Annotated in this window: 21 protein-coding genes; 16 read left to right on the top strand and 5 right to left on the bottom strand. The window is 61.3% G+C overall.

Annotated elements, in window-relative coordinates; all coding sequences use genetic code 11:
* Nucleotides 1-167: 167 nt before the first annotated feature.
* The 9 genes from FP026_RS17460 (at nucleotide 168) to FP026_RS17415 (ending at nucleotide 10,803) form a co-directional block, all read left to right on the top strand.
* A complete protein-coding gene (locus tag FP026_RS17460; RefSeq protein WP_149635898.1) occupies nucleotides 168-1,112 on the top strand; it encodes a GNAT family N-acetyltransferase in 945 nt (314 codons plus the stop codon).
* Nucleotides 1,113-1,137: 25 nt separating this feature from the next.
* On the top strand, nucleotides 1,138-2,274 hold the full coding sequence (locus tag FP026_RS17455) for an AAA family ATPase (protein ID WP_149635897.1): 1,137 nt from the start codon (nucleotides 1,138-1,140) through the stop codon (nucleotides 2,272-2,274).
* Nucleotides 2,275-2,868: 594 nt separating this feature from the next.
* A complete protein-coding gene (locus tag FP026_RS17445) occupies nucleotides 2,869-5,100 on the top strand; it encodes a primosomal protein N' (RefSeq protein ID WP_149635896.1) in 2,232 nt (743 codons plus the stop codon).
* Between the two features lie 108 nt (nucleotides 5,101-5,208).
* Nucleotides 5,209-5,592 carry a DUF4345 domain-containing protein gene (locus FP026_RS17440; RefSeq protein ID WP_149635895.1) on the top strand — a complete coding sequence of 128 codons (384 nt, stop codon included), beginning with the start codon at nucleotides 5,209-5,211 and terminating at the stop codon, nucleotides 5,590-5,592.
* 262 nt (nucleotides 5,593-5,854) lie between these two features.
* Nucleotides 5,855-6,421 carry a F0F1 ATP synthase subunit delta gene (locus FP026_RS17435; protein WP_149635894.1) on the top strand — a complete coding sequence of 189 codons (567 nt, stop codon included), beginning with the start codon at nucleotides 5,855-5,857 and terminating at the stop codon, nucleotides 6,419-6,421.
* Entirely contained in the window at nucleotides 6,421-7,950 is a 1,530-nt protein-coding gene (atpA, locus tag FP026_RS17430; protein WP_149635893.1) for a F0F1 ATP synthase subunit alpha, read from the top strand. The genes FP026_RS17435 and atpA overlap by 1 nt, the downstream gene beginning before the upstream one ends.
* A 29-nt stretch (nucleotides 7,951-7,979) precedes the next feature.
* Entirely contained in the window at nucleotides 7,980-8,864 is an 885-nt protein-coding gene (locus FP026_RS17425) for a F0F1 ATP synthase subunit gamma (protein WP_149635892.1), read from the top strand.
* Between the two features lie 23 nt (nucleotides 8,865-8,887).
* Nucleotides 8,888-10,318 carry a F0F1 ATP synthase subunit beta gene (gene atpD / locus FP026_RS17420; RefSeq protein WP_113231543.1) on the top strand — a complete coding sequence of 477 codons (1,431 nt, stop codon included), beginning with the start codon at nucleotides 8,888-8,890 and terminating at the stop codon, nucleotides 10,316-10,318.
* A 77-nt stretch (nucleotides 10,319-10,395) separates the two neighbouring features.
* Nucleotides 10,396-10,803 carry a F0F1 ATP synthase subunit epsilon gene (locus FP026_RS17415; protein ID WP_095436050.1) on the top strand — a complete coding sequence of 136 codons (408 nt, stop codon included), beginning with the start codon at nucleotides 10,396-10,398 and terminating at the stop codon, nucleotides 10,801-10,803.
* 412 nt (nucleotides 10,804-11,215) lie between these two features.
* Here FP026_RS17415 and FP026_RS17410 read toward each other — a convergent pair whose 3' ends face one another.
* Nucleotides 11,216-12,124, bottom strand: a complete 909-nt coding sequence (locus FP026_RS17410) for a LysR substrate-binding domain-containing protein (RefSeq protein WP_149635891.1) — start codon at nucleotides 12,122-12,124, stop codon at nucleotides 11,216-11,218.
* A gap of 117 nt (nucleotides 12,125-12,241) precedes the next feature.
* On the opposite strand from FP026_RS17410, the gene FP026_RS17405 reads away from it, so the two are divergent.
* From FP026_RS17405 to FP026_RS17395, 3 genes are read left to right on the top strand one after another with little or no spacing between them, the layout of a single operon-like run.
* A complete protein-coding gene (locus FP026_RS17405) occupies nucleotides 12,242-13,387 on the top strand; it encodes an iron-containing alcohol dehydrogenase (RefSeq protein WP_149635890.1) in 1,146 nt (381 codons plus the stop codon).
* Between the two features lies 1 nt (nucleotide 13,388).
* Nucleotides 13,389-14,888, top strand: a complete 1,500-nt coding sequence (locus tag FP026_RS17400; RefSeq protein ID WP_149635889.1) for an aldehyde dehydrogenase — start codon at nucleotides 13,389-13,391, stop codon at nucleotides 14,886-14,888.
* 21 nt (nucleotides 14,889-14,909) lie between these two features.
* Nucleotides 14,910-16,031: a mandelate racemase/muconate lactonizing enzyme family protein gene (locus FP026_RS17395; RefSeq protein ID WP_149635888.1), complete on the top strand. Its 1,122-nt coding sequence runs from the start codon at nucleotides 14,910-14,912 to the stop codon at nucleotides 16,029-16,031.
* Between the two features lie 135 nt (nucleotides 16,032-16,166).
* Here the strand turns inward: FP026_RS17395 and FP026_RS17390 are convergent, their stop codons facing one another.
* Both FP026_RS17390 and FP026_RS17385 read right to left on the bottom strand, forming a co-directional pair.
* Nucleotides 16,167-17,378: an acyltransferase family protein gene (locus tag FP026_RS17390; RefSeq protein ID WP_149635887.1), complete on the bottom strand. Its 1,212-nt coding sequence runs from the start codon at nucleotides 17,376-17,378 to the stop codon at nucleotides 16,167-16,169.
* A 172-nt stretch (nucleotides 17,379-17,550) separates the two neighbouring features.
* Complete coding sequence (locus tag FP026_RS17385; protein ID WP_149635886.1) at nucleotides 17,551-18,126, bottom strand: NADPH-dependent FMN reductase; 576 nt, start codon at nucleotides 18,124-18,126, stop codon at nucleotides 17,551-17,553.
* A gap of 74 nt (nucleotides 18,127-18,200) precedes the next feature.
* Here FP026_RS17385 and soxR point away from each other — a divergent pair, with 74 nt between their 5' ends.
* Nucleotides 18,201-18,665, top strand: a complete 465-nt coding sequence (soxR, locus tag FP026_RS17380) for a redox-sensitive transcriptional activator SoxR (RefSeq protein WP_149635885.1) — start codon at nucleotides 18,201-18,203, stop codon at nucleotides 18,663-18,665.
* A gap of 9 nt (nucleotides 18,666-18,674) precedes the next feature.
* Here soxR and glpD read toward each other — a convergent pair whose 3' ends face one another.
* Both glpD and FP026_RS17370 read right to left on the bottom strand, forming a co-directional pair.
* Nucleotides 18,675-20,186 carry a glycerol-3-phosphate dehydrogenase gene (gene glpD / locus FP026_RS17375; protein ID WP_149635884.1) on the bottom strand — a complete coding sequence of 504 codons (1,512 nt, stop codon included), beginning with the start codon at nucleotides 20,184-20,186 and terminating at the stop codon, nucleotides 18,675-18,677.
* A 113-nt stretch (nucleotides 20,187-20,299) separates the two neighbouring features.
* On the bottom strand, nucleotides 20,300-21,073 hold the full coding sequence (locus FP026_RS17370) for a DeoR/GlpR family DNA-binding transcription regulator (protein WP_149635883.1): 774 nt from the start codon (nucleotides 21,071-21,073) through the stop codon (nucleotides 20,300-20,302).
* A gap of 99 nt (nucleotides 21,074-21,172) precedes the next feature.
* Here FP026_RS17370 and FP026_RS17365 point away from each other — a divergent pair, with 99 nt between their 5' ends.
* The 3 genes from FP026_RS17365 to FP026_RS17355 all read left to right on the top strand — a co-directional run bounded on the left by FP026_RS17365 (nucleotide 21,173) and on the right by FP026_RS17355 (nucleotide 23,352).
* Nucleotides 21,173-21,943: an SDR family NAD(P)-dependent oxidoreductase gene (locus FP026_RS17365; protein ID WP_149635882.1), complete on the top strand. Its 771-nt coding sequence runs from the start codon at nucleotides 21,173-21,175 to the stop codon at nucleotides 21,941-21,943.
* A 103-nt stretch (nucleotides 21,944-22,046) separates the two neighbouring features.
* Nucleotides 22,047-22,385, top strand: coding sequence for an ArsR/SmtB family transcription factor (locus FP026_RS17360; protein WP_149635881.1), 339 nt, complete (start codon nucleotides 22,047-22,049; stop codon nucleotides 22,383-22,385).
* 70 nt (nucleotides 22,386-22,455) lie between these two features.
* Nucleotides 22,456-23,352 (top strand): LysR family transcriptional regulator, encoded by an 897-nt coding sequence (locus tag FP026_RS17355; protein WP_149635880.1) that lies wholly within the window; start codon nucleotides 22,456-22,458, stop codon nucleotides 23,350-23,352.
* Nucleotides 23,353-23,359 lie beyond the last annotated feature (7 nt).

The raw sequence follows: 23,359 nt of genomic DNA, 5'->3' as shown, positions 1-23,359 counted from the left end.
CCGCTCCAGGCATGTTTCCGCATGTGCCGGGGATGCGGCTACACACAAAACGGCATGCAGGCCTGCTTCCAGATCTCCGGTGGTTCGGTGGCTGCATGCGAGGCGCTTGTCATGCTTCGATCATATTCGATTGCGATAGAATATTTCCCAACCATTCAGGACACTTCATGGCACGCCGCGGGTCGATAACTGCACTGGGACAGCTTGCAGAAGCGATCGCTTTGGTGTCCCAGGGCCAGCCCGGGCATATTGTCGATACGTTGATCGCCGAGCGCGGGCAAAAAATCGTGCGCAATCCGCTCTGGCCGTTGATGCGTCCGTTTCTCTACACGCTGCTGCGCTACAACAAGGCGATCGAATTCGCCGATGATGTCGCCAAGCTTTCGGGTTTCCAGTGCTTCGAATATATGAGCGATCTGCTCAGACTCGATATCGGTGTCACGCATGCCGACCGGATTCCCGCCTCGGGCGGTTTCATTCTCGTCAGCAATCATCCGACTGGCATTGCCGATGGCGTTGCGGTCTTCGATCTTCTGAAATCGCGCCGGCCCGACATGATGATCTTTGCCAATCGCGATGCGGTTCGTGTCAATCCGCGCTTTGCCGAAATGATCATCCCGGTGGAGTGGCGCGAGGAATATAAGAGCAAGCCAAAGACGCGAGAAACGCTTCAACTCACCAACCGTGCTGTCGCCGACGGCAAGGTGACTGTGTTGTTTCCCTCCGGCCGCATCGCCTATTGGGCGAACGGCAAGCTCAACGAGCGCCCGTGGAAGACATCGGCGGTGGGCCTGGCGCGCAAATACAATCTGCCGATCCTGCCGGTTCACCTGACGGCGCGCAATTCCGGCCTGTTCTACTGGTTCGCCAAATGGTCGACCGAGTTGCGCGACATGACGGTCTTTCACGAACTGCTCAACAAGCGCGGCGACCGGTTCGATTTCCTCGTCGGCAATCTCATCCCGGTCGAACATCTGGACGGCGATGTCAACGAGGTGACGAGTGCGCTGGAGAAGCATACGGTCTTCGATCTTGCGGCAGACGGTAATGCTACCTTCTCGCCGCTTGTTCCCCCGAGACAGGACGAGGCCCTGGTTTTGCATTCTCTTTAAGACGGGAATCGGCTAAACCCCGGCCATGCAGCTACGCTCCATGTTTGCCCGGAATTATCGCTCCCTGCGCTCGATCCGCATGGATCTCTCCGATGTCAATCTGTTCATCGGCGAGAACGGCGTTGGCAAGTCCAACCTCTACCGCTCGCTGCAGCTGGTGCAGGCCGCGGTTCGCGGCAGGCTGGCGCATGAGATATCCGGCGAGGGCGGCATGTTTTCGGCCATGTGGTCGGGCAAGCGTCGCTCGCATGAGTCGGCGCGCATCCGCTTCGATGTCGAGCTGCTCGACATGGAGCGTGCGGCGACCTTTCGTTACTGGATCGAGGCCGGCATGCGGCCGCCCTGTGCCTCCGCCGGCTTCCCATTGGAGCCGCAAATCAAGGCAGAGGAGCTTTCCGTCGAGGCCGGGCGGCGTCCGGTGACGATGATGAAGCGCGATGGCCCCGGCATTTCCGTGCGCGGCGAGAGCGGCCGCATGCAAGCCCATCCCGAGAACGCCCTGACCTCCGAAACGGCGATCGCGCTGCTGGGCGATGCCGGCTATTTTCCGGAGATCGGCACCTTCCGCCGGGCCGTCGATGCCTGGCGGTTCTACCACGGCTTCCGCACCGATCACGGCTCGCCGCTGCGCGCACCTTGCCTTGCGGTAACGTCACCGATGCTGGATGAGGATGGCGCCAATATCGCTGCCGTTTTCGCGACCCTCGTCCACACGCGCGAGGACACCGTGGAGCTGGACCGGGTTCTTGCTGCAGCGCTCGGCGGGGGGCGGCTCGTCGTGCCCGAACCGCAGGAAACGGCGGATTTCGGGCTGATGCTGCCCGAATTTCCCAATCGCGTCTTCCAGCCGCGCGAATTATCGGACGGCCAGATCCGGTTCCTCGGTCTTGCCGCGGCCCTGATGTCCTACCGCCTGCCGCCGCTGATCGCGCTCAACGAGCCGGAGGCAAGCCTGCATCCGGATATGCTGCCGCCGCTTGCCGACATGATCGCTGAGGCCGCAAGGACCAGCCAGATCTGGATCGTTACCCATTCCGAGGTTCTGGCGCAGGCCGTGCGCGAGCGTTGCGGCGCCAAGCCGCGCCGGGTGATCCGGGAGGACGGGTCCACCTGGATCGACGGCATGCGGCTGACCGGCGAGATCGATGATGACGATGAATAGCGGCTCCGATCTCGTTGCCTGCCCTTTATGCTGTTTCACGAATTCTCTGGTACTCGCGGAATTTGGCGGCAGATGCGACCGGTTTGGGTGGAGGTTCGCGCCAGAAGCGGTCACCAGCTTGTTAAGTCAAACAACCTATCCGGAAACATGGGGCAAGCCCGCTCATGCCGTGTGATGGGAATGTTATGATCTCATCTGCGTCAACATGGCTGATGTTGTGTGCAGCAATTTTGAGGTAGTGCTCCCTCACGATAGATAGCATCAATAGTAGCCTGGAAATATCCGAAATGTGGGATTGGTTCCCTATAGTCTTCTTTCCGCTCAAGCTTCTCGTGTTAGGCACGGGCATGTTCTTCGCCATCAAGTGGCATCGCGATCAAGAGAAGAAGAAATAACGAAACGAGCGGACCGTAAGCGCCCGCCGATTAGAGAAGCGTCGCCCATTTAGTCCGCTTAGGGCGGATAGCGATCATTGATGACGCTGTAGCATAACGCCGGACATTGCCGGCATCAGCAAGCCGTCCGCATTTTGCGAGCGATCGGGTGCCTCTCCCGGGTTTCCTTTTGCGTCCGTCCGGGGCATGGTCTGGCGCAATGAGCAAAGATTCTTCCGATCTGTTCGGTGCGCTTTTCGAGGTCGCGCCCGCAAAACCTGTGATGAGCCGTACGGTTCCCGTTCTCGTGCCGATGCCGGCGCCGAGGGCCTATTCCTATGCCGTGCCCGAGGGCATGGCGGTCGAGCCTGGTTCGGTCGTGCAGGTGCCGCTCGGGCCGCGGCAGGTCATCGGCGTCGTCTGGGACGGCGATGACGATGGCGGGGTCGATCCGAAGAAGCTTCGACCGATCAGCCATGTGTTCGATTGCCCGCCGCTCGGCAAGCACATGCGCGATTTCATCGATTGGGTTGCCACCTATACGCTGTCGCCGCCGGGACTGGTGGCGCGCATGGCGCTGAGAGCGCCGGCTGCCTTCGACCCCGAACCGATGATCGAGGGCTTGCGCTTCGTCGGCGGCCAGCCGGAGCGGATGACGCCGGCCCGCGCCAAGGTGATGGAGATTGCCGCCGATGGACTTTCGTGGACGCGCACCGGGCTTGCGCATGCGGCGGGCGTTTCCACCAGCGTCATCGACGGGCTGATCTCGCAGGGCATTTTCGAGACCATCTTCCTGCCGCCGCCGCCCGTAGTTGCCAAGCCCGATCCGGAATTCACCGCGTCGCGGCTGCAAGGGCCGCAGAAGGATGCCGCCGACGAAATCCTGGCCGATGTGCGCAAGGGCGAATTCGCTGTTTCGCTGATCGATGGCGTCACCGGCTCCGGCAAGACGGAAGTCTATTTCGAGGCCATCGCCGAAACACTGAGGCGTGGCAAGCAGGTGCTGATCCTGCTGCCGGAAATTGCGCTGACCGCAAGCTTCCTCGAGCGCTTCCAGGATCGCTTCGGCGCCAAGCCGGCCGAATGGCATTCCGATCTTGCGCCGCGCATGCGCGAAAAGGTCTGGCGTCAGGCCGTGACAGGCGAGGTGCGGGTCGTGGCCGGGGCGCGTTCTGCGCTCTTCCTGCCCTTCGAGGATCTCGGGCTGATCATCGTCGACGAAGAGCATGACCCCGCCTACAAGCAGGAGGACCGCGTCTATTATAATGCGCGCGACATGGCCGTCGTGCGCGGCCGCATCGGCGATTTTCCCGTCGTGCTGGTGTCGGCCACCCCTTCGGTCGAAAGCCAGGTCAATGGTCAGAGCGGGCGCTACACGACAATCCACCTGCCGACACGCTATGGCGATGCGGCACTTCCCGATCTGCATCTGATCGATATGCGCCGGCATGCGCCGGAGCGCGGCGGTTTTCTTTCGCCCGTCATGATCCGGGCGATCGGCAAGACGGTTGCCAAGGGCGAGCAGGCGCTTTTGTTCCTCAACAGGCGCGGCTATGCGCCGCTGACGCTCTGCCGCGTCTGCGGCCACCGGTTCCAGTGCCCGCAATGTTCGAGCTGGCTGGTGGAGCACCGCTTCCGCAATCAGATCCAGTGCCATCAATGCGGCTATGCCGAGCGCACGCCGGAGGCCTGTCCCGAATGCGGCACGCTCGATCATCTCGTCGCCTGCGGGCCGGGCGTCGAGCGTATCGCCGAGGAGGTGGAGCGGCATTTCCCCGAGGCGCGGACGATCGTGCTCTCCTCCGACATCATGGGCGGCGTCAAGCGGCTGAGGCTGGAGCTCGATGCGATCGCCAAGGGCGAGGCCGATATCGTCATCGGCACGCAGCTCGTCGCCAAGGGGCACAATTTTCCGCTGATGACGCTGGTCGGCATCGTCGACGCGGATCTTGGCCTTGCGAATGGCGATCCGCGCGCCGCCGAGCGGACCTTCCAGCTTTTGTCTCAAGTGACGGGGCGCGCCGGGCGAACCGGTCTCGAGAGCCACGGCTTGCTGCAGACCTACCAGCCGCAGCATCCTGTTATGCAGGCGATCGTCTCGGGCGATGCCAGCGCCTTTTACGAGCGCGAGATTTCGGAACGGGAGAGGGCCATATTGCCGCCCTTCGGTAGACTCGCCTCGATTATCGTCTCGGCCGACACGAGGCAGGATGCGGAGACCCATGCGCGCGGCATGCGCAATGCGGCGCCGCAGGTGACCGGCATTTCGGTGCTCGGCCCGGCCGAAGCGCCGATCGCGCTGGTGCGCGGCCGCCACCGCTTTCGCTTGCTGGTGCACGGCAGGCGCAATTCCGATATGCAGGGGTTCCTGCGGACGATGCTGGCGCAGTCCCCAAAGGAGCGCGGTTCCGTGCAGGTGCAGCTCGATATCGATCCGCAAAGCTTTCTGTGATTGATGTGGCAGATATCCCGGCTGCGCCTTCCCCTTGCAACCCGGATCATGCCATAAGTCGGCCGTCTCAACTGCATGATTTGTGTACTGGCTGATTTGAGGGCGATGATGGAGCTTTATTTTCCGACCGAATTCGGTGAACGGCTTGCCTATTGTTCGGCTGCGGTCACGGCGCTGATCGGTCTCTTCCTGATGTTCGCGCCGGGTTACACCTACCGCTTCCTCAAGCTGCAGGTGAAGGAAGGGCGATCCGAAGCTTATGCCGAAGCCCGGTCGGCCGGCGGCTTCATGGTCGGCTTCGGACTGGTGGCGATCCTCTTGGCGCAGCCGATGATCTATCTCGCGCTCGGTGCTTCCTTTTGCGTGGCGGCGTTCGGTCGCATCCTGTCGCTGATGTCGGATCGTGGCAGCGTGTTTTTGAGTCTTCTCCTTCTGGTTGTGCAGGCTGCACTGGCTGCGCTACCTTTTCTCTATGGGCTAGGCTATATTTGAACCGAAAACAGCTCCGGCGCGGCCATTTTTGCCGGCGCTGTCCCCATGCTTTTCGAATTTTGCCATCATAAATTCGCCCGAATGGCGTATTCGTCGAATACGCGTGTTGCGAGTCTCAATATCCTATGTTAGACGAACCCCGAATTTCGGATGAGGCGGGAGAGCACTCCTGCTGATTTCTGGGGGAAATCAAAACGAATTCAAGGACATGTCGCTTCCGTCACCCGGAAGTTTGGTTCTTGGGTTGAAATCAGGGAATTTTGTGCCCGTGGCAGACACATCCCAGCATGTTTCTGGCGTTGCAGAACGATATGCCTCGTCGCTGTTCGAATTGGCCCTTGAAGAGGGTACCGTGCCGGCAGTGACCGCCGATCTCGATCGGTTCCAAGCCATGCTCGACGAGAGCGAAGATCTGAAGCGCTTCGTCCTCAGCCCGGTCTTTTCGGCCGAAGAGCAGGTCGGCGCGATCCGGGCGCTGGCAACGAAGGCAGGCTTCGGCGCTTACGTCACCAATTTTCTGAAGCTTGTGGCCAGCAACCGGCGCCTTTTTGCGCTGCCGGGCATGATCAAGGCTTTCCGCATCATCGCCGCCCAGCATCGCGGCGAAATTTCCGCCGAGGTCACCTCGGCCCATGCGCTCACCCCCGCGCAGGAAGATGAATTGAAGGCGGCGCTGAAGGGCGTCACCGGCAAGGACGTGACGATTGTCGTCACAGTCGATCCGTCGATCCTTGGCGGCCTGATCGTCAAGGTCGGTTCGCGTCAGATCGATACGTCCCTTCGCACCAAACTCTCCACCCTTAAGCTTGCATTGAAAGAGGTCGGCTGATGGATATCCGCGCCGCGGAAATTTCCGCAATTCTGAAAGATCAGATCAAAAACTTCGGCAAGGAAGCTGAAGTCTCCGAAGTCGGCCAGGTTCTCTCCGTCGGTGACGGTATCGCCCGTGTCTATGGTCTGGACAACGTCCAGGCCGGCGAAATGGTCGAATTCCCCGGCGGCATCCGCGGCATGGCGCTGAACCTCGAAGCCGACAATGTCGGCGTGGTTATCTTCGGCTCCGACCGCGACATCAAGGAAGGCGACACCGTCAAGCGCACTGGCGCGATCGTTGACGTTCCGGTCGGTCCGGAGCTGCTCGGCCGCGTTGTCGACGCGCTCGGCAACCCGATCGACGGCAAGGGCCCGATCAATGCGACCCGCCGTTCGCGCGTCGACGTCAAGGCTCCCGGCATCATCCCGCGCAAGTCGGTTCATGAGCCGATGTCGACCGGCCTCAAGGCCATCGACGCCCTGATCCCGGTTGGCCGCGGCCAGCGCGAGCTGGTCATCGGCGACCGCCAGACCGGCAAGACCGCCATCATTCTTGATACGATCCTGAACCAGAAGGCCATCCACGATGCCGGCCCGGACAGCGAAAAGCTGTACTGCGTCTACGTCGCCGTCGGCCAGAAGCGTTCGACCGTCGCTCAGTTCGTCAAGGTTCTCGAAGAGCGCGGCGCACTGAAGTACTCGATCATCGTTGCCGCGACCGCTTCCGATCCGGCTCCGATGCAGTTCCTCGCGCCGTTTGCCGGTTGCGCCATGGGCGAATACTTCCGTGACAACGCCATGCATGCTCTGATCGGCTATGACGACCTTTCCAAGCAGGCTGTGTCCTACCGCCAGATGTCGCTTCTGCTGCGCCGCCCGCCGGGCCGCGAAGCTTATCCGGGCGACGTTTTCTACCTGCACTCGCGTCTCCTCGAGCGCGCCGCCAAGATGAACGACGACAAGGGCGCCGGTTCGCTGACCGCTCTTCCGGTCATCGAAACGCAGGGCAACGACGTTTCGGCCTTCATTCCGACCAACGTGATCTCGATCACCGACGGCCAGATCTTCCTCGAAACCGACCTGTTCTATCAGGGTATCCGTCCGGCCGTTAACGTCGGTCTATCGGTTTCGCGCGTCGGTTCGTCCGCTCAGATCAAGGCGATGAAGCAGGTTGCAGGCTCGATCAAGGGCGAACTCGCCCAGTATCGCGAAATGGCCGCCTTCGCCCAGTTCGGTTCTGACCTCGATGCCGCAACGCAGCGCCTGCTGAACCGCGGTTCGCGTCTGACGGAACTCCTAAAGCAGCCGCAGTTCTCGCCGCTGAAGACGGAAGAGCAGGTTGCGGTGATCTTCGCCGGCGTCAACGGCTACCTCGACAAGCTGCCTGTCAACCAGGTCGGCAAGTTCGAGCAGGGCCTGCTGTCCTACCTCCGCTCGGAAGGCAAGGAAATCCTCGACACCATCCGTACCGAAAAGGCCATCAGCGACGCGACGAAGGGCAAGCTCACCGCTGTTCTCGACAGCTTCGTCAAGTCTTTCGCGTAATCGGGCCCAAGCTCTAGGACGGACCAAGGATGCCTTCACTCAAGGATCTGAAAAACCGGATCGCCTCCGTCAAGGCGACGCAGAAGATCACCAAGGCGATGAAAATGGTCGCCGCGGCGAAGCTTCGGCGTGCGCAGGAGGCGGCCGAGGCCGCCCGGCCTTACTCGCAGCGCATGGCCGCTGTTCTGGCCAACATTTCGGCTGCTGTCAGCGATGCTGACGGCGCGCCGTTGCTCATGACCGGAACTGGCAAGAGCGATGTGCATCTGCTCGTCGTCTGCACGGCCGAACGCGGCCTTTGCGGCGGCTTCAATTCGCAGATCTCGCGTTTCGCCCGCGACCATGCCCGCAAGCTTCTGGCCGAAGGCAAGACGGTGAAGATCTTCACCGTTGGCAAGAAGGGTTATGACGTGCTTCGCCGCGAATACGCATCGTTGATCGTCGAGCGCAAGGAACTGCGCGACGTCAAGCGTATCGGCTTCGACAATGCCGACGCCATCGGCAAGCGCATCATCGAGATGTTCGAAGCTGGCGAATTCGATGTCTGCACGCTGTTCTACTCCGAATTCAAGTCGGTGATCAGCCAGGTGCCGACGGCGCAGCAGCTCATCCCGGCTTCGGCTCCGGCCATCGTCGAAGAAGATGCGGCCCATAAGGGCGCCGTCTACGAATACGAGCCGGATGCGGCTTCGATCCTCGCGGACCTGATCCCGCGCAACATCTCCGTCCAGATCTTCCGCGCGTTGCTCGAAAACGTCGCCGGCGAGATGGGCGCCAAGATGAGCGCGATGGACAATGCGACGCGCAACGCTGGTGAGATGATCAACAAGCTGACGCTGAACTACAACCGTCAGCGCCAGGCACAGATCACCAAGGAATTGATTGAAATCATTTCGGGCGCGGAAGCGCTCTGAGGTTAGGAAAAGAGGGTAAGAATATGGCTGACGCAGCTACCCCCGCAGGTTCTGTCGGTAAGGTTACGCAGGTTATCGGCGCCGTTGTGGACGTTGCTTTCGACGGCGAGCTCCCGGCGATCCTGAACGCGCTTGAAACCGACAACAACGGCAATCGTCTGGTTCTCGAAGTCGCACAGCACCTCGGCGAAAATTCCGTCCGCACCATCGCCATGGACTCGACCGAAGGTCTGGTTCGCGGCCAGCCGGTCAAGGACACGGGCGCGCCGATCTCGGTTCCGGTCGGACATGAGACGCTTGGCCGTATCATGAACGTCATCGGTGAGCCGGTCGACGAAGCAGGTCCGCTGAACACGTCCAAGAAGCGCGCCATCCACCAGGATGCTCCGTCCTATGTCGAGCAGTCCACGGAAGCGCAGATCCTCGTCACCGGCATCAAGGTCGTCGACCTCCTCGCTCCTTACGCAAAGGGCGGCAAGATCGGCCTGTTCGGCGGCGCCGGTGTCGGCAAGACCGTTCTCATCATGGAACTGATCAACAACGTCGCCAAGGCGCATGGTGGTTACTCGGTGTTCGCAGGCGTGGGTGAACGTACCCGCGAAGGCAACGACCTCTACCACGAAATGATCGAATCGGGCGTCAACAAGCATGGCGGTGGCGAAGGCTCCAAGGCCGCACTCGTCTACGGCCAGATGAATGAACCGCCGGGCGCCCGCGCTCGTGTTGCTCTGACCGGCCTGACCGTTGCTGAAAACTTCCGCGATGAAGGCCAGGACGTTCTGTTCTTCGTCGACAACATCTTCCGCTTCACCCAGGCTGGTTCGGAAGTGTCAGCTCTGCTCGGCCGTATTCCTTCGGCCGTGGGCTATCAGCCGACGCTCGCCACCGACATGGGCCAGATGCAGGAACGCATCACCACGACGACGACGGGCTCGATCACCTCGGTTCAGGCCATTTACGTTCCGGCCGACGACTTGACCGACCCGGCACCGGCAACCTCGTTCGCCCACTTGGACGCAACGACGGTTCTGTCGCGCTCGATCGCTGAAAAGGGCATCTACCCGGCCGTCGACCCGCTCGACTCCACTTCGCGCATGCTCGACCCGCTGGTTGTCGGCGAAGAGCACTACGAAATTGCTCGTAAGGTTCAGTCGACGCTGCAGCGCTACAAGGCCCTGCAGGACATCATTGCCATCCTGGGCATGGACGAACTTTCCGAAGACGACAAGCTGGCCGTTGCCCGCGCCCGCAAGATCGAGCGCTTCCTGTCGCAGCCGTTCTTCGTCGCCGAAGTCTTCACTGGCTCGCCGGGCAAGCTCGTTGCGCTCGAAGACACGATCAAGGGCTTCAAGGGCCTCGTCAACGGCGAATACGATCATCTGCCGGAAGCTGCCTTCTACATGGTCGGCTCGATCGAAGAAGCGATCGAAAAGGCCAAGAAGCTGGCTGCCTGATAAGGCCAATCCATCGGCGCGCGGCATTGCCCGCGCGCCCTTGCCTTGCGAATAAGACAATCGAGAAGTGACGGGCCATGGCTGACAATTTCAATTTCGAACTGGTTTCTCCGGAGCGCCTGCTGCTGTCGGAACAGGTCATCGATGTCGTCATCCCCGCGAGCGAAGGCGAGATGACCGTCATGGCGAACCATGCGCCGACCATGACCACGATCAAGCCGGGCGTCGTCAAGGTGCATTCGGCTTCGGGCAAGAAGCAGGATTACGTCGTTTTCGGCGGCTTCGCCGATATCCTGCCGACCGGCTGCACGCTGCTTGCCGAATCCGCCGTTCCGGTCGAGGACATGAGCCGCGACGAGCTGGACCGCCGCATCAATGCCGCCAAGGCCGAACTCGAAGATGCCGAACATCACGAGCACAAGTCGCGCCTGGAGCACTTCATCATGGAACTCTCGCATCTGCGCGGCTCGATCCCGCAGGATTGATGCGATCCGGATAGTGATGAGTGAGACGAAAGCGGTCCTATGGGCCGCTTTTTTGTTGGAAGCAGGAGGTCATCCCCTTCGAGGTTTCGGCTGCTTACTTCAGGGTGAGGCGGGGCAAATCACAGGGTTGGGTAACATCCGGCGGGAACCCCGGGCCACCTCGTGGTTCGGTGCATCGCCGTTTTCGCTCCGCTTAACGGCGTTGCACCTCACCATGAGGTGGGGCAAGCCCTATGGTGAGCCACGCAAGAGCCCCGCGGAGAGGCACGCAAGACCAGTCCTCACGGTGAGGCGCGAAAGCGCCCTGAGCTTTTCGAAGGGCGCTGCAGCCTCGAACCACGACGACGGGTGGTGAGCGACTGCAACTCCCACCTCTCAAAGCGGAGGCGGTGAGGCGCTTCCTCCCGTCGTCTCACCAAACCTGCTGTCCATTCAACAGAAAGCGGTGAAGCTGTGCCGCCTCGGGAGAGAGCGAGCGGAAGCGCGGGGCGCCGAGATAGTATCCGAATCCGCTCTCGACACGATCGTTGCCGACGGTGACTAGCGCGCCCGACTGCAGATACTCTTCGATGAGGCCCAGGCTGCCGAGCGCTATCCCTTCGCCCCGAAGCGCTGCTTCCACCGCCATGATATAGGTCGAAAAGGATAGGCGCGGTCTCGGCGGCTTGCCCTTCAAGGGGTCGCCGATGCGGCCGAACCATTGGCGGAAGCTGATCCAGTGGGCGTTGGCGCGCTCGTAATCGATGAGATCGAGCCCGGCGATATCGACCGCCGTCAGCGCCTGTGGATCGAGACCGCGGATCGCCAGATAGTCGGGCGAGGCGATCGGCACCAGCACTTCCTTCATCAGTGGTGTCAGGCTCCAGCGGGGATGTTCGCCGGTGGAATAAATGATGATGAGATCGTTGTTCTCCGAGGCGAGTTCGGAATGGACGTCCGTCGTCAGCAGGCGCACGGAGATGCCGGGGCTTTCCTTGCCGAAATCCCTCAGCCGTTGCCCGAGCCAGAGATGCGAGATCGAGCCGCTCGCCGCAATCGAGATGATCTCCCCTGTGCCGGCGCGAAATGGTTCCAGGCTTTCCTCCAGATATTCCAGCGTGGCGCGTACGCGCTGGAACAGCCGTTCGCCATCCGGCGTCAGCGCCAGGTTCCGGCCGCGCCGGGTAAAGAGCGTCGCGCCAAGGTGATCCTCCAGCCCCTTGATGCGGCGGCTGACGGCGGCCTGGGTGATGTTCAGCTCCCGGCCGGCGCGGGAAAAGTTCATCGCGCGCGCGGCCGCGTCGAACACGCGGAAGGCCTCCAGCGGTATTTTCTCCAGCATTGGCGCTCCATAACTTCAGATCATCAATATTCCCGATAATTGCCCGGATTTGAAGATCTGAAATTGTGATGCAGGATTGTGGCATCATTTTCGGCCGCTTTTCCAAGGGGATCCCGCGTGTCCTTTTCCATTTCCGCCATTCCAGACATTCGTTTCGGCGAGGGTGCGCTCTCCGGTCTTCCCGCCGCGGTCAAATCCTTCGATGGCGTCGGCACCGTTCTGCTCGTGATCGATGCCTTCCTGGCGCAGTCGGGCCTTGCCGCCAGGATAAGCGGTGAGCTCGCCGAGGCGGGTGTAAATACGCAGGTCTTTTTCGATTTTGCCGGCGAGCCGAAGCTTGCGCATCTGCATGCAGCGATCGAGGCAGGGCAGGGCGCGGATATGGTGATCGGCATCGGCGGCGGCTCGGCTCTCGATATCGGCAAGATCGTGGCTTGCTGCATCGCCTCCGGTGAGGATCCGATGCATTATGCGCTGGCGGCCAACCCGCTGCCGAAAAACCCGTTGAAGAAGATCATGATCCCGACCACGGCCGGGACGGGTTCGGAGACATCGGCCACGAATATCTTCGCGGGACCTGAAGGCAAGAAGCTCTGGATCTGGGGGCCGGAGACGAAGGCGGATCTCGTCATCCTCGATCCGGCGCTGACGAAGACCTTGCCCGCCAACCTGACGGCATGGTGCGGTCTCGATGCCTTCATCCACGCGTTTGAAGCCGCGACGAACCGGAACACGCATCGCGGTGCGCAATTCTACGCGCATCAGGCGCTGCGGCTGCTGACAGGTGCGCTGGAAACGGCGGTCAAGCAGCCCGACGATATGGCCGCCCGCGGCGACGTGCTGCTCGGCTCCTGCTTTGCCGGCATTGCCATCGACAATTGCGGCACGGCGATCGCGCATAATGTCAGCCATGCGCTGGCGGGCCTTGGGCCGGTCCATCACGGTCTTGCGACCGCGCTCGGCTTCGAAGTGACGCTTGGCTGGCTGGTCGAAGCCGATACTGCGGATCTCAATGCAGCGGCCAAGGCCTGCGGCGTCGAAAATGCCGCTGAGCTGCCGGCTTTTGTCTCCGACTGGATGGACCGCTGCGGCATCGTGCGCTCGCTGCCGGCTGCCTTCAAGCCGTTCGATGAAAGCGATCTCGCCCGCGAAATGCGTGCGACCGAAAACCAGCCCATGCGGCGCTCGACGATCCGCGACGTGACGGATGCCGATATCGACCGATTTGCCGCCGCCGTCATGGCGCTGCCGAAAGGAATTTGAGATGACCAAGAACTACACGCGCGATTATTGGGAAAGCGTTCTCTCCGGCCTCAAGCCCGAAGGACGGCACTTCATCGACGGCGCCCATCGTGCCGCGGCATCCGGCGAAACCTTCATCCGCATCCGGCCGATGGATGGCAAGCCCGGTGCTGAACTTGCTCGCGGCAATGCCGCTGATGTCGATGCTGCCGTCGCCTCCGCCCGCACAGCCTTCGAAAGCCGTGTCTGGCGCAAGAAGGAGCCGCTGGAAAAGAAGAAGATCATGCTGAAATGGGCCGAGCTCATCCGCACCCACGGCGACGAGCTGGCCATGCTTGAGACCATCGATGTCGGCAAACCGGTCATGGCGTCGCTTGGTGTCGATGTTCGCCTTTGCGCCGACGGCATCCAGTTCTATGGCGAAATGATCGACAAGATGTATGACGAGATTGCGCCGACCGGCCCGAATGCCCGGGCGCTGGTGCGCAAGGTGCCGCTCGGTGTCATCGGCGCGATCACCCCCTGGAATTATCCGATGATCATCGATGCCTGGAAGCTGGGACCGGCGATCGCAGCCGGCAATTCCGTGGTGCTGAAGCCGGCGGAGCAGTCCTCGCTTTCGGCGATCCGCCTTGCCGAACTCGCGATTGAAGCCGGCCTGCCCGCGGGCGTCTTCAACGTGGTGACGGGCTATGGCGAAGAGACCGGCAAGCCGCTGGCGCTGCACATGGATGTCGACATGATCGCTTTCACCGGCTCCACTGAAGTCGGCAAGCTGATCATGGGCTATGCGGCGCAATCGAACGTCAAGCGCGTGGCGCTGGAGCTTGGCGGCAAGTCACCGCTGGTCGTGTTCGAAGATGCCGATCTCGATGCCGCCGCCGTCGCGGCCGCCTGGGGCTGCTTCTATAATTCCGGTGAGACCTGCCATGCCTCGACCCGCCTGATCGTGCAGCGGTCTGTGCAGGACAAGTTGATTGCAAAGATCGAGGCGGTCACCCGTTCCGATATCGCGCTCAAGCATCCGCTCGATCCCTCGGCGCAGATCGGCGCCCTGATCGAGGAAGAGCACATGAACAAGGTGCTGGCAATGATCGCAGCCGGCGAAAAGGAGGGCGCGCGCTGTGCCTTCGGTGCCGAGCGGGTCTTGAGCGAAACCGGCGGCTACTATGTGTCGCCGGGTGTCTTCGTCGACATGACCAACGACATGAGCCTGGCACGGCGGGAAATCTTCGGCCCGGTATTGGCCGCTATTCCCTTCGATACCGAAGAGCAGGCGCTCGAGATCGCCAATGATACGATCTATGGGCTGGCCGGTGCCGTCTTCACCAAGGACATGGACCGCGCCCACCGCTTTTCCGAAGAGATCCATGCGGGTACGGTGTGGATCAATACCTACGATATGTCGAACTTCGCCACACCCTTCGGCGGCTTCAAGCAGTCCGGCTTCGGCCGCGACCGTTCGGTGCATGCGATCGATAAATATTGCGATTACAAGACGATCTGGCAGCAGTTCGGTTGAGGTTTGCGGGGAGGTATGACCATGAGCAAGATTGTTTCCATCGAAATCACCCATCACCGCCTGCCGCTCGATCCGGCGTTCAAGGCGAGCTGGGATGGCCGTCCACGCCGGCATTTCGATGCGACCATCGTGCGCGTCGGGGATGACGAGGGCCGCGAGGGTATCGGCTCCGGTGATCTGATGAAGGGCTTCGAGGGACATGAGGACCTGTTCATCGGACAGGACCCCCGACACGTCGAACGCCACTATGAAGTCCTGTCGCATATCAACTTCCACTATGGCCGCTGCTGGCCGATGGATCTGGCGCTGTGGGACCTCTCCGGTAAGATCACCGGCGAGCCGGTCTGGCGGATGCTCGGCGGGCGTGCCAGCCGGGTGCGGCTCTATGCATCCTCCGGCGTTCTGCGCGAACCGTCTGCCATGGCCGATCAGGCTGAGCGCTATATCGACGAAGGCTTTCCGGCCATGAAGGTGCGCTTCTCCTCGTCTTCGGGCGGCCGCGGCGGCTGGCGGGAGGACGTCAAGGCGCTGGAAGCGATCCGCGCCCGCGTCGGCGACCGGCTGGAGCTGATGGTCGACTGCAACCAGGGTTGGCGCATGCCCTGGGATACGACCTTGCCCTGGACCTTCAAGGATGCGCTTGCTGTCGCCAAGGAATTGGAGCGGCTCGGCATCTACTGGATGGAGGAGCCGCTTCACCGCTCCGACCGCAAGGGCATGAAGGAATTGAAGCAGGCGACCTCGGTCAGGATTGCCGGTGGCGAGATGACGCGCGAGCTCTACGAGTTCCGCGATATCATCGAGGAGCGTGCCTTCGACGTCATCCAGCCTGATGTCGCGCTGGTCGGCGGTATCACCGGGTGCAGGCGGCTGGTCTATCAGGCCCGTGAGGCGGGCGTGCAGTTCACGCCGCATTCCTGGACGAACGGCATCGGCGTTCTCGCCAACGCGCATCTGACCGCCGGGGTGGGGGATGCGGCCTGGCTCGAATACCCCTATGACAATCCGGAGTGGAGCGAGGCCCGCCGCGACTATCCGATGGCATCGCCGCTCAAGCATGATGCCGGCTGGCTGGATCTCGGCGTTGCACCGGGGCTCGGGATCGTTCTCGATGAAGAGCGCCTGAAGGCGACACGCATCTAGAGCAGTTCCAGCAAAAGTGCGAAGCGGTTTTGCGTCCGGAACTGCGTAAAAACAAGAGGATAGAGCGTTTTCGCGATTCGAAGAAAAGCGGAAATGCTCTAGGAACCTGCAGCTTGTGCCTTTCCTTGTGGCCCGTCACGCGGTGACGGGTCGCATTACTTTGTTTTCCCGTGTCCGCGCCCACTGAATGACGGGGCGTTCGAGCAGCACATAGCTCAGCGTGCCGATGGCGAAGATGATGGCGGTTGCGATGAGGCTTGAAATTATCCAGCCGCTGAGAACGTCGTTAGAGCCTGCGCCGAAGGATGAGGGAAAGAGCTGCGGCATCAAGGTCAGCACGATATCCTGCCAGATGTAGACACCGAAGGAGACGGTGGCGATGTAGCGGATGAGGCCGTTGTCGAGCAATCTTGCCAGCAGCAGCGATTGCGGCAGCGCGCAAAGCGCGATCGCGGCCGCCAGCGGAAGCAGCGGGAATTGATAGGGAATGCCGAGCCAGGCATAGCCTTCTCCCGCCCCGCCGATCGACTGCGGCAACTGCCACGCGCCCATGATGATCGCGAGTGCTCCGATGATGTCGTAGATCGCCGAGCGGCGCGCCGGTAGGATGGTTTGGATTCCGGCTGCGAGCGCGCCGATGGCGAATATCGCGAAAAAGCCGATGGGGTTATAGCGCGGCATCCATTCCTTGGCGCCGCCCTGGAAGCCATGCAGCCATCCCCGCCCGATGTTGTCGGTCGGAAAATAGGTGACGATAAGCCAATGGCCGATCAATGAGACCGCGATGATGCCGATCCAGAGCAGGCGGCTGACCAGCGCGGAGCGTAACCCCGCTTTCGCGTGGAACAGCAGCAGGAAGCCGATCGGCAGAAGAACATAGCAGGTCGTCTCGAAGGGGATCGACCATAAGGGACCGTCCCCCTGTACCGGGAAAAAGGTGCGCCAATGCCATTGGCTCATCAGGAAGAAGCCGGCGATGTAGCGGCCGACCAGTTCTGCATCCAGCGGAAAGCTGTAGACTGTGAAGCTGATCAGGAAGCCGACCGTCAGGGCAAACCAAAAGCCCGGCAGGATGCGCGCGGCGCGGCGCATGGCGTAGACCTTCAAAGACGGTGGGGGCTTGGCTCCATCCAGCGCCAGCCAGAAGGGCCGCGCAAGCAGAAAGCCGCTGAGGACGAAGAAGACCGAGACGCCGTGATTGCCGAAGCGCGCCAATATGAAGGTCAGATCCAGGTTCGGCGGGATTTTGTAGAAATTCATGCGAAGCACGAGATGGTGAACAAGCACCATCAGACATGCGACGGCGCGCATGAAATCCGCTCCTCCCAGACGTCTTTCGTTCTCCATTCCCGTATCCGCCGAAACTCCCTCTGCACTGGGTTAGGTCATCGCGGCGGTTTCGGCAAGGCGGATACTCGAAAGCACGACGCCCGAACCCATCGTACAAGATCCGGGCGTCGAACCGATCTCCCGTACCTGCCAGAAACGAGAGACCGGGTTCGGATGTTGGAAAAAGGAATCAGGCGGCGATGGAGCGATAGGGGCGCGTTGCGCGCGCCGGCTTCAAGGCGTTGCTCCACCAGTTCAGCCGCGCAATCAAGAGCACCAGCGATTTCCGGGCGTCCAGCGGATTTTCCAGCGTGCCATCCTCGGCAAACCTGCCCCACGGATTGGCGAAGCTGACCGTATCGCGCACGGTGACGGCATGCAGCTCGGCAAAGACGAGCCGCAGCTGCTCAACGGCGCGCAGGCCGCCGGAAATGCCGCCATACGAGACGAAGGCGACGGGCTTGCCGTGCCACGGCTCATAGACGAGATCGAGCAGGAATTTCAGCGAGGCGGTGAAGCTGTGATTGTATTCGGGCGTGACGACGATGAAGGCATCCGCCTCCGAAAGCCGTGCTGTAAGCGCGGCGACGCCGGGATGCTCCCGATCGTGCTGGAAGGGCAGGTCGAATTCGAGGGGATCGATCAGATCGATGTCGATGAGGGGATAGTGTGCCAGTTCCCGAGCGACCCAGTTGACCACCCGGTCACACAGGCGGCCGGGGCGGGTGCTGCCGTAAATGATCGCCAGCCGGGTTCTTTCTGTCATGTCTTGCTCCTACTTTACGCGGTTTGGAGCTCGGGTTATAAAACCTCAAGTAAAGTTGAGGTCAATAGCGTAAAATGGGAAAAATCGAGCCCGGTCAATTTTCCAGGCAGCTGACGGTCGGCGAGGTGGCGGCGCGTAGTGGCGTTGCGGTCTCCGCGCTGCATTTCTACGAGGCGAAAGGGCTGATCGAGAGCCATCGCAGCCGCGGCAACCAGCGGCGATATCCACGCGAGGTCCTGCGCCGGGTTGCGATCATCAAGGTGGCGCAAAGGGTCGGCATCCCACTTGCCGAGGTCCAGGCGGCGCTGGAAGCCTTACCCCAGGGACGCACGCCGACGGCGGCCGACTGGAAGGCGCTCTCGGAAGTGTGGAAAGACGATCTCGACGCTCGCATCGAACGCCTTCGGGGGCTTCGCGACCAGCTGGACAGCTGCATCGGCTGCGGCTGCCTGTCGCTCGACAGCTGTCCCTTGCGAAATCCCTGGGATCAGCTTTCCGAGGAAGGGGCGGGACCGCGACTGCTCGATCCCGCAGAGTGAATCGCACGCTCAGGCGTGAACGCGGCTTTCGGCCATGTAGCTTTCGAGAGCGGCGGCTTCTTCCTTTGAAAGGTAGAGCCCTTTCTTGGAGCGGCGCCAAAGAATATCGGCGGCACTATAGGCCCATTCCTGTTCGACCAGGTAACGCACCTCAGCCTCGTAAAGATCGCTTCCGAAGCAGCGGCCGAGATCGGCAATCGTCTTCGCGTCGCCAAGGATCATCGCCGCCCGCGTGCCGTAGCGCCGGATGAGGCGGCGCGCATGCTGGTCGGCAAGGAAGGGGTAGCGCGATTTCAGCTTGGCGATTTCGGCGTCATAGCCGCGAGCCGGGAAATCGCCGCCTGGCAGCGAGCTCTTGGCAGTCCAGGGCGTGCCTTTCAGCCCGATGGCCTCGCCGATCTTTTCCAGCGCATGCTCGCTCAGGCGGCGATAGGTGGTGAGCTTGCCGCCGAAGACATTGAGCAGCGGAGCCTGGCCTTCATCGCCCTCCACCTTCAGCACGTAGTCGCGTGTCGCCTCCTGCGCCTTGGACGCGCCGTCGTCATAAAGCGGGCGCACAGCCGAGTAGGTCCAGATGATATCCTCGGGTCGCACCGGCTCCTTGAAGTATTCGCTGGCGGCGTTGCACAGGTAGGCGGTTTCCTCCTCTGTGATCTTCACGTCCTTCGGATCGTCCTTGTAGTCGCGATCCGTGGTGCCGATCAGCGTGAAATCCTGCTCATAGGGAATGGCGAAGATGATGCGGTTGTCGGGATTCTGGAAGAAATAGGCGCGCGGATCGTCGAACTTCTTGCGCACGACGATGTGGCTGCCCTGAACCAGGCGGACATTGTGGACCTGGTTCTTGCCGAAGGCACCGGACAAGACATGATCGACCCAGGGGCCGGCGGCATTGACCAGCATGCGCGCGCGAAACCGGCGCTTCTGACCGCTGATCGCATCTTCCGTTTCGATCGCCCAGGTGGCGCCGTCGCGGCGGGCTGAGATCACCTTCGTCCGCGGCATGATCGTCGCGCCGCGATCGGCTGCATCCCTTGCATTCAGCACCACCATGCGGGCATCGTCGACCCAGCCATCGGAATATTCGAACGCCTTGGTGAAGAGCGCCTTCAAGGGCTTGCCGGCCGGATCCTTCTTCATGTCCAGCGTTGCCGTCGGCGGCAGCAGTTTTCGGCCGCCGAGATGGTCGTAAAGGAAAAGGCCGAGCCGGATGAGCCAGGCCGGCCGGATGCCGCCCTTATGATAGGGCAGGACGAAGCGCATCGGCCAGATGATATGCGGCGCCATAGCCCAGAGCACTTCACGCTCCATCAGCGATTCGCGAACGAGGCGGAATTCATAATGCTCGAGATAGCGCAGGCCGCCGTGGATGAGCTTGGTGGCACCGGATGATGTGCCGGAGGCAAAGTCGTTCATCTCGGCGAGCGCGACCTTGTAGCCGCGTCCCGCGGCGTCGCGGGCGATGCCGCAGCCGTTGATGCCACCGCCGATAACGAAAATGTCGTAGACCTGCTCGCTCACCCGCCCCTCCGCAAAGGTCAGCCATCCCCTGAAGATGGAAATCGAAACTAATCCATCTAAAGCGAAACAGATACGAATGTCAAACGAACGTTTCTTGACAGAAACCGAGCCGCTCAGGCCGGCCGGCGGTCGGTTTCGATGAGGCGCACGTCATGTTCCGCAGCGATGGATCGCACGGATTCAATGCTGCATTCGTCGGTGACGAAGGTGTGAACTTGCGATAGGTGGCCGATGCGGACCGGGGCGGTTCGTTCGAACTTGGTGCTGTCGGCGACGAGAATGACGTGCCGGGCATTGGCAATGATGGCTTGTGCCACTTTCACTTCGCGAAAATCGAAATCGAGAAGCGCGCCGTCGGGATCGATCGCGGAGGCGCCGATGACGGCGTAGTCGACCTTGAACTGCCTGATGAAATCGACGGCGGCTTCGCCGACGATGCCGCCATCCGAGCCACGTACGACGCCGCCGGCAATGACGACTTCGATGGATGGGAAAATCCGCAACTTATTGGCAACATTGATATTATTGGTGATGACCATCAGCTCGTGATGGCCAAGCAAGGCTTCGCCGACCGCTTCCGTCGTCGTGCCGATATTGATGAAAAGCGAGCTGTTGTTGGGGATCATGCTGGCGGCGGCGCGGCCGATCGCCTGCTTTTCGGGTGCGGCGATCGAGCGGCGCGCCTCGTATTTCACGTTCTCGGTTCCGCCGGGAAAGATCGCGCCGCCGTGCACGCGCGACAGCACGCGGCCATCGCAGAGATCATTGAGATCCTTGCGGATGGTTTGCGGCGTGACCGAAAAGCGCGACGCCAGCTCCTCCACCAGCACGCGGCCTTCCGCCTTGGCGATCTCGAGGATTTCGGTCTGGCGTCCGGATAGGAACATGGTTTTCGCTCCCTTTCTTTCGTTTTTTCGTCATCATATGATAAAGTGAAAATTCCGCAATTACCGACGCGCGAATTGAGTGCGGTTTAGGAGGTTATCGTGTTTCATCCGAAGCTATTCGAAAATCGCAACGTCGTCGTCACCGGCGCCGGCCGCGGTATCGGGCTGGAAGTCGCGAGGCAGTTTCTCGATTGCGGCGCGCATGTGCTTGTCCATATCGGCCGCAATGCCGATCGTGAATTACCTGATTTCCTGATGGAGGCGGAAGCCGACCGCCGCGCCTTCCTTATTGCCGGCGATTTCGCGACCGGCCACGGCACGCGGGATTTCGTCAGCGCCGCCGGCGAGCGTTTCGACCGCGTCGACGTCCTGGTCAACAATGCCGGCACCATGGTCGGGCGCTTTCCGGCCGGTGAATTGACGGACGAGCAGTATGAAGGGATCGTCCATCTCAATCAGACCTCCGTCATGGAGGTAACGCGGGGATTGCTGCCGCTGCTGCGGGTTGCCGAGCAGGCGGCGATCGTCAACACCGTTTCGATTTCCGCGCTCACCGGCGGCAGTCCCGGCTCTGCCATCTATTCCGCTTCCAAGGCCTTCGTCTCGACCTATTCGAAGGCGTTGGCGCGCGAGCTGGCACCGGACGGCATCCGGGTGAACTGTGTCTCGCCCGGCACGATATCGACCGACTTTCACGAGCGCTATTCGTCCAGGGAGAAGCTGGAGCAGACGCGCAAGTCGATCCCGCTGCAACGCTTGGGCACATCGGAGGATTGTGCGCCCGCCTATCTTTTCCTCGCGGCGCCGACGTTGTCCGGCTACATCACCGGGCAGGTGATCGAGATCAATGGCGGCCAGCTTATCTGCTGATAAAACGGACCTTTTTTGGTTTTCCGTATCTTTTCTGAATCAGCTTTTGGTTTGATAATATTATAAGCATTTCCCTGTATGAGTTCTCACGAGAGGCCGTGATATGTTGTCGTCTCCACCGCAAGGCGGTGCCGCAGAGCATGATGTCGAGGAAATGACTGACAGGGCTCGAAAGGCGAGCGCCCTGCTGAAAGCACTCTCCCATGAAACCCGTCTGGCGATCCTCTTCATGCTCGCCAAGCGGGAAAAAACAGTGATGGAACTCGAGGCTCTTCTCGATCTGCCGCAGGCCGTCGTTTCGCAGCATCTGGCGCGCCTTCGCCTGGACAAGCTCGTCGATACCCGCCGCGAAGGGCGGCTCATTCACTATGCCGTTGCGCATTCGGAAATCTGCGCCGTGGTCGATTCGTTGCGGAAGGCATTCTGTCAGGGCGAATGTTGAGGTCTGAAACAGCCTTGCATGTTGCGTTCACCGGGCTGCCGGTCTAACTCTTTCGCTTCGGGAGAGCGGGATGATCGACAAGCTGGAATTCTTCATCGCGCTGGCGAATCAGAAGCATTTCGGCCGCGCGGCCGAGGAGTGCGGCGTAACGCAGCCGACCTTGTCGGCGGCGATCAGGCAGCTGGAAGACCAACTGGGCGTGATGCTCGTCAGCCGCGGCTCCCGCTTCCAGGGACTGACGCCCGAGGGGCAGCGCGTGTTGGAATGGGCCCGCCGCATCGTCGGCGACAGCCGCACCATGCGCGAGGAGATGCGGGCTGCGCGCAAGGGTCTTGCCGGCCACATCCGGATTGCGGCGATTCCGACAGCGCTTGCCATGGTGCAGAAAATCACCACGCCTTTCCAGGAAAGGCATCCGGACGTTACCTTCTCCATTTTATCGCGCAATTCGCTGCAGGTTTTGAGCCTGCTTGAAAATCTCGAGATCGATGCCGGTATCACCTACCTGGAAAACGAGCCGCTCGGCCGCGTCACCAGTGTGCCGCTCTATGCGGAGCGCTATCATCTGATCACGGCGGCCGGCAGCCCGTTTGCCGAACGCGAGACCGTCACCTGGAAGGAAGTCGGCGATCTTCGGCTTTGTCTATTGACCGCCGATATGCAGAATCGTCGCATCATCAATCGGCATCTTGCCGAAGCGGGCGCAACGGCCAGGCCGACGCTGGAATCCAATTCGATGATCGTGCTGTTTTCGCATGTTCAGACCGGGCGGTGGGCGAGCATCATGCCGAAGAATATTGCCGATTCCTTCGGTTTTCCGGCCGATATTCACAAGATCCCGATCACCGAGCCTGACGCCGAGCATCTCGTCGGCCTGGTCGCCACGCACCGCGAACCCTTTACCCCCCTTGTCTCCGCCTTGTTGCACGAGGCGCGATTGCTCGCGGAAGAGAATAAGAATCGATAGAAAACTC

The sequence above is a fragment of the Martinezella tropici genome (genome assembly GCF_008370325.1).
GTDB classification, from domain to species: Bacteria; Pseudomonadota; Alphaproteobacteria; order Rhizobiales; family Rhizobiaceae; genus Rhizobium; species Rhizobium tropici_B.
This window is presented reverse-complemented; position numbering and strand designations above follow the sequence as displayed.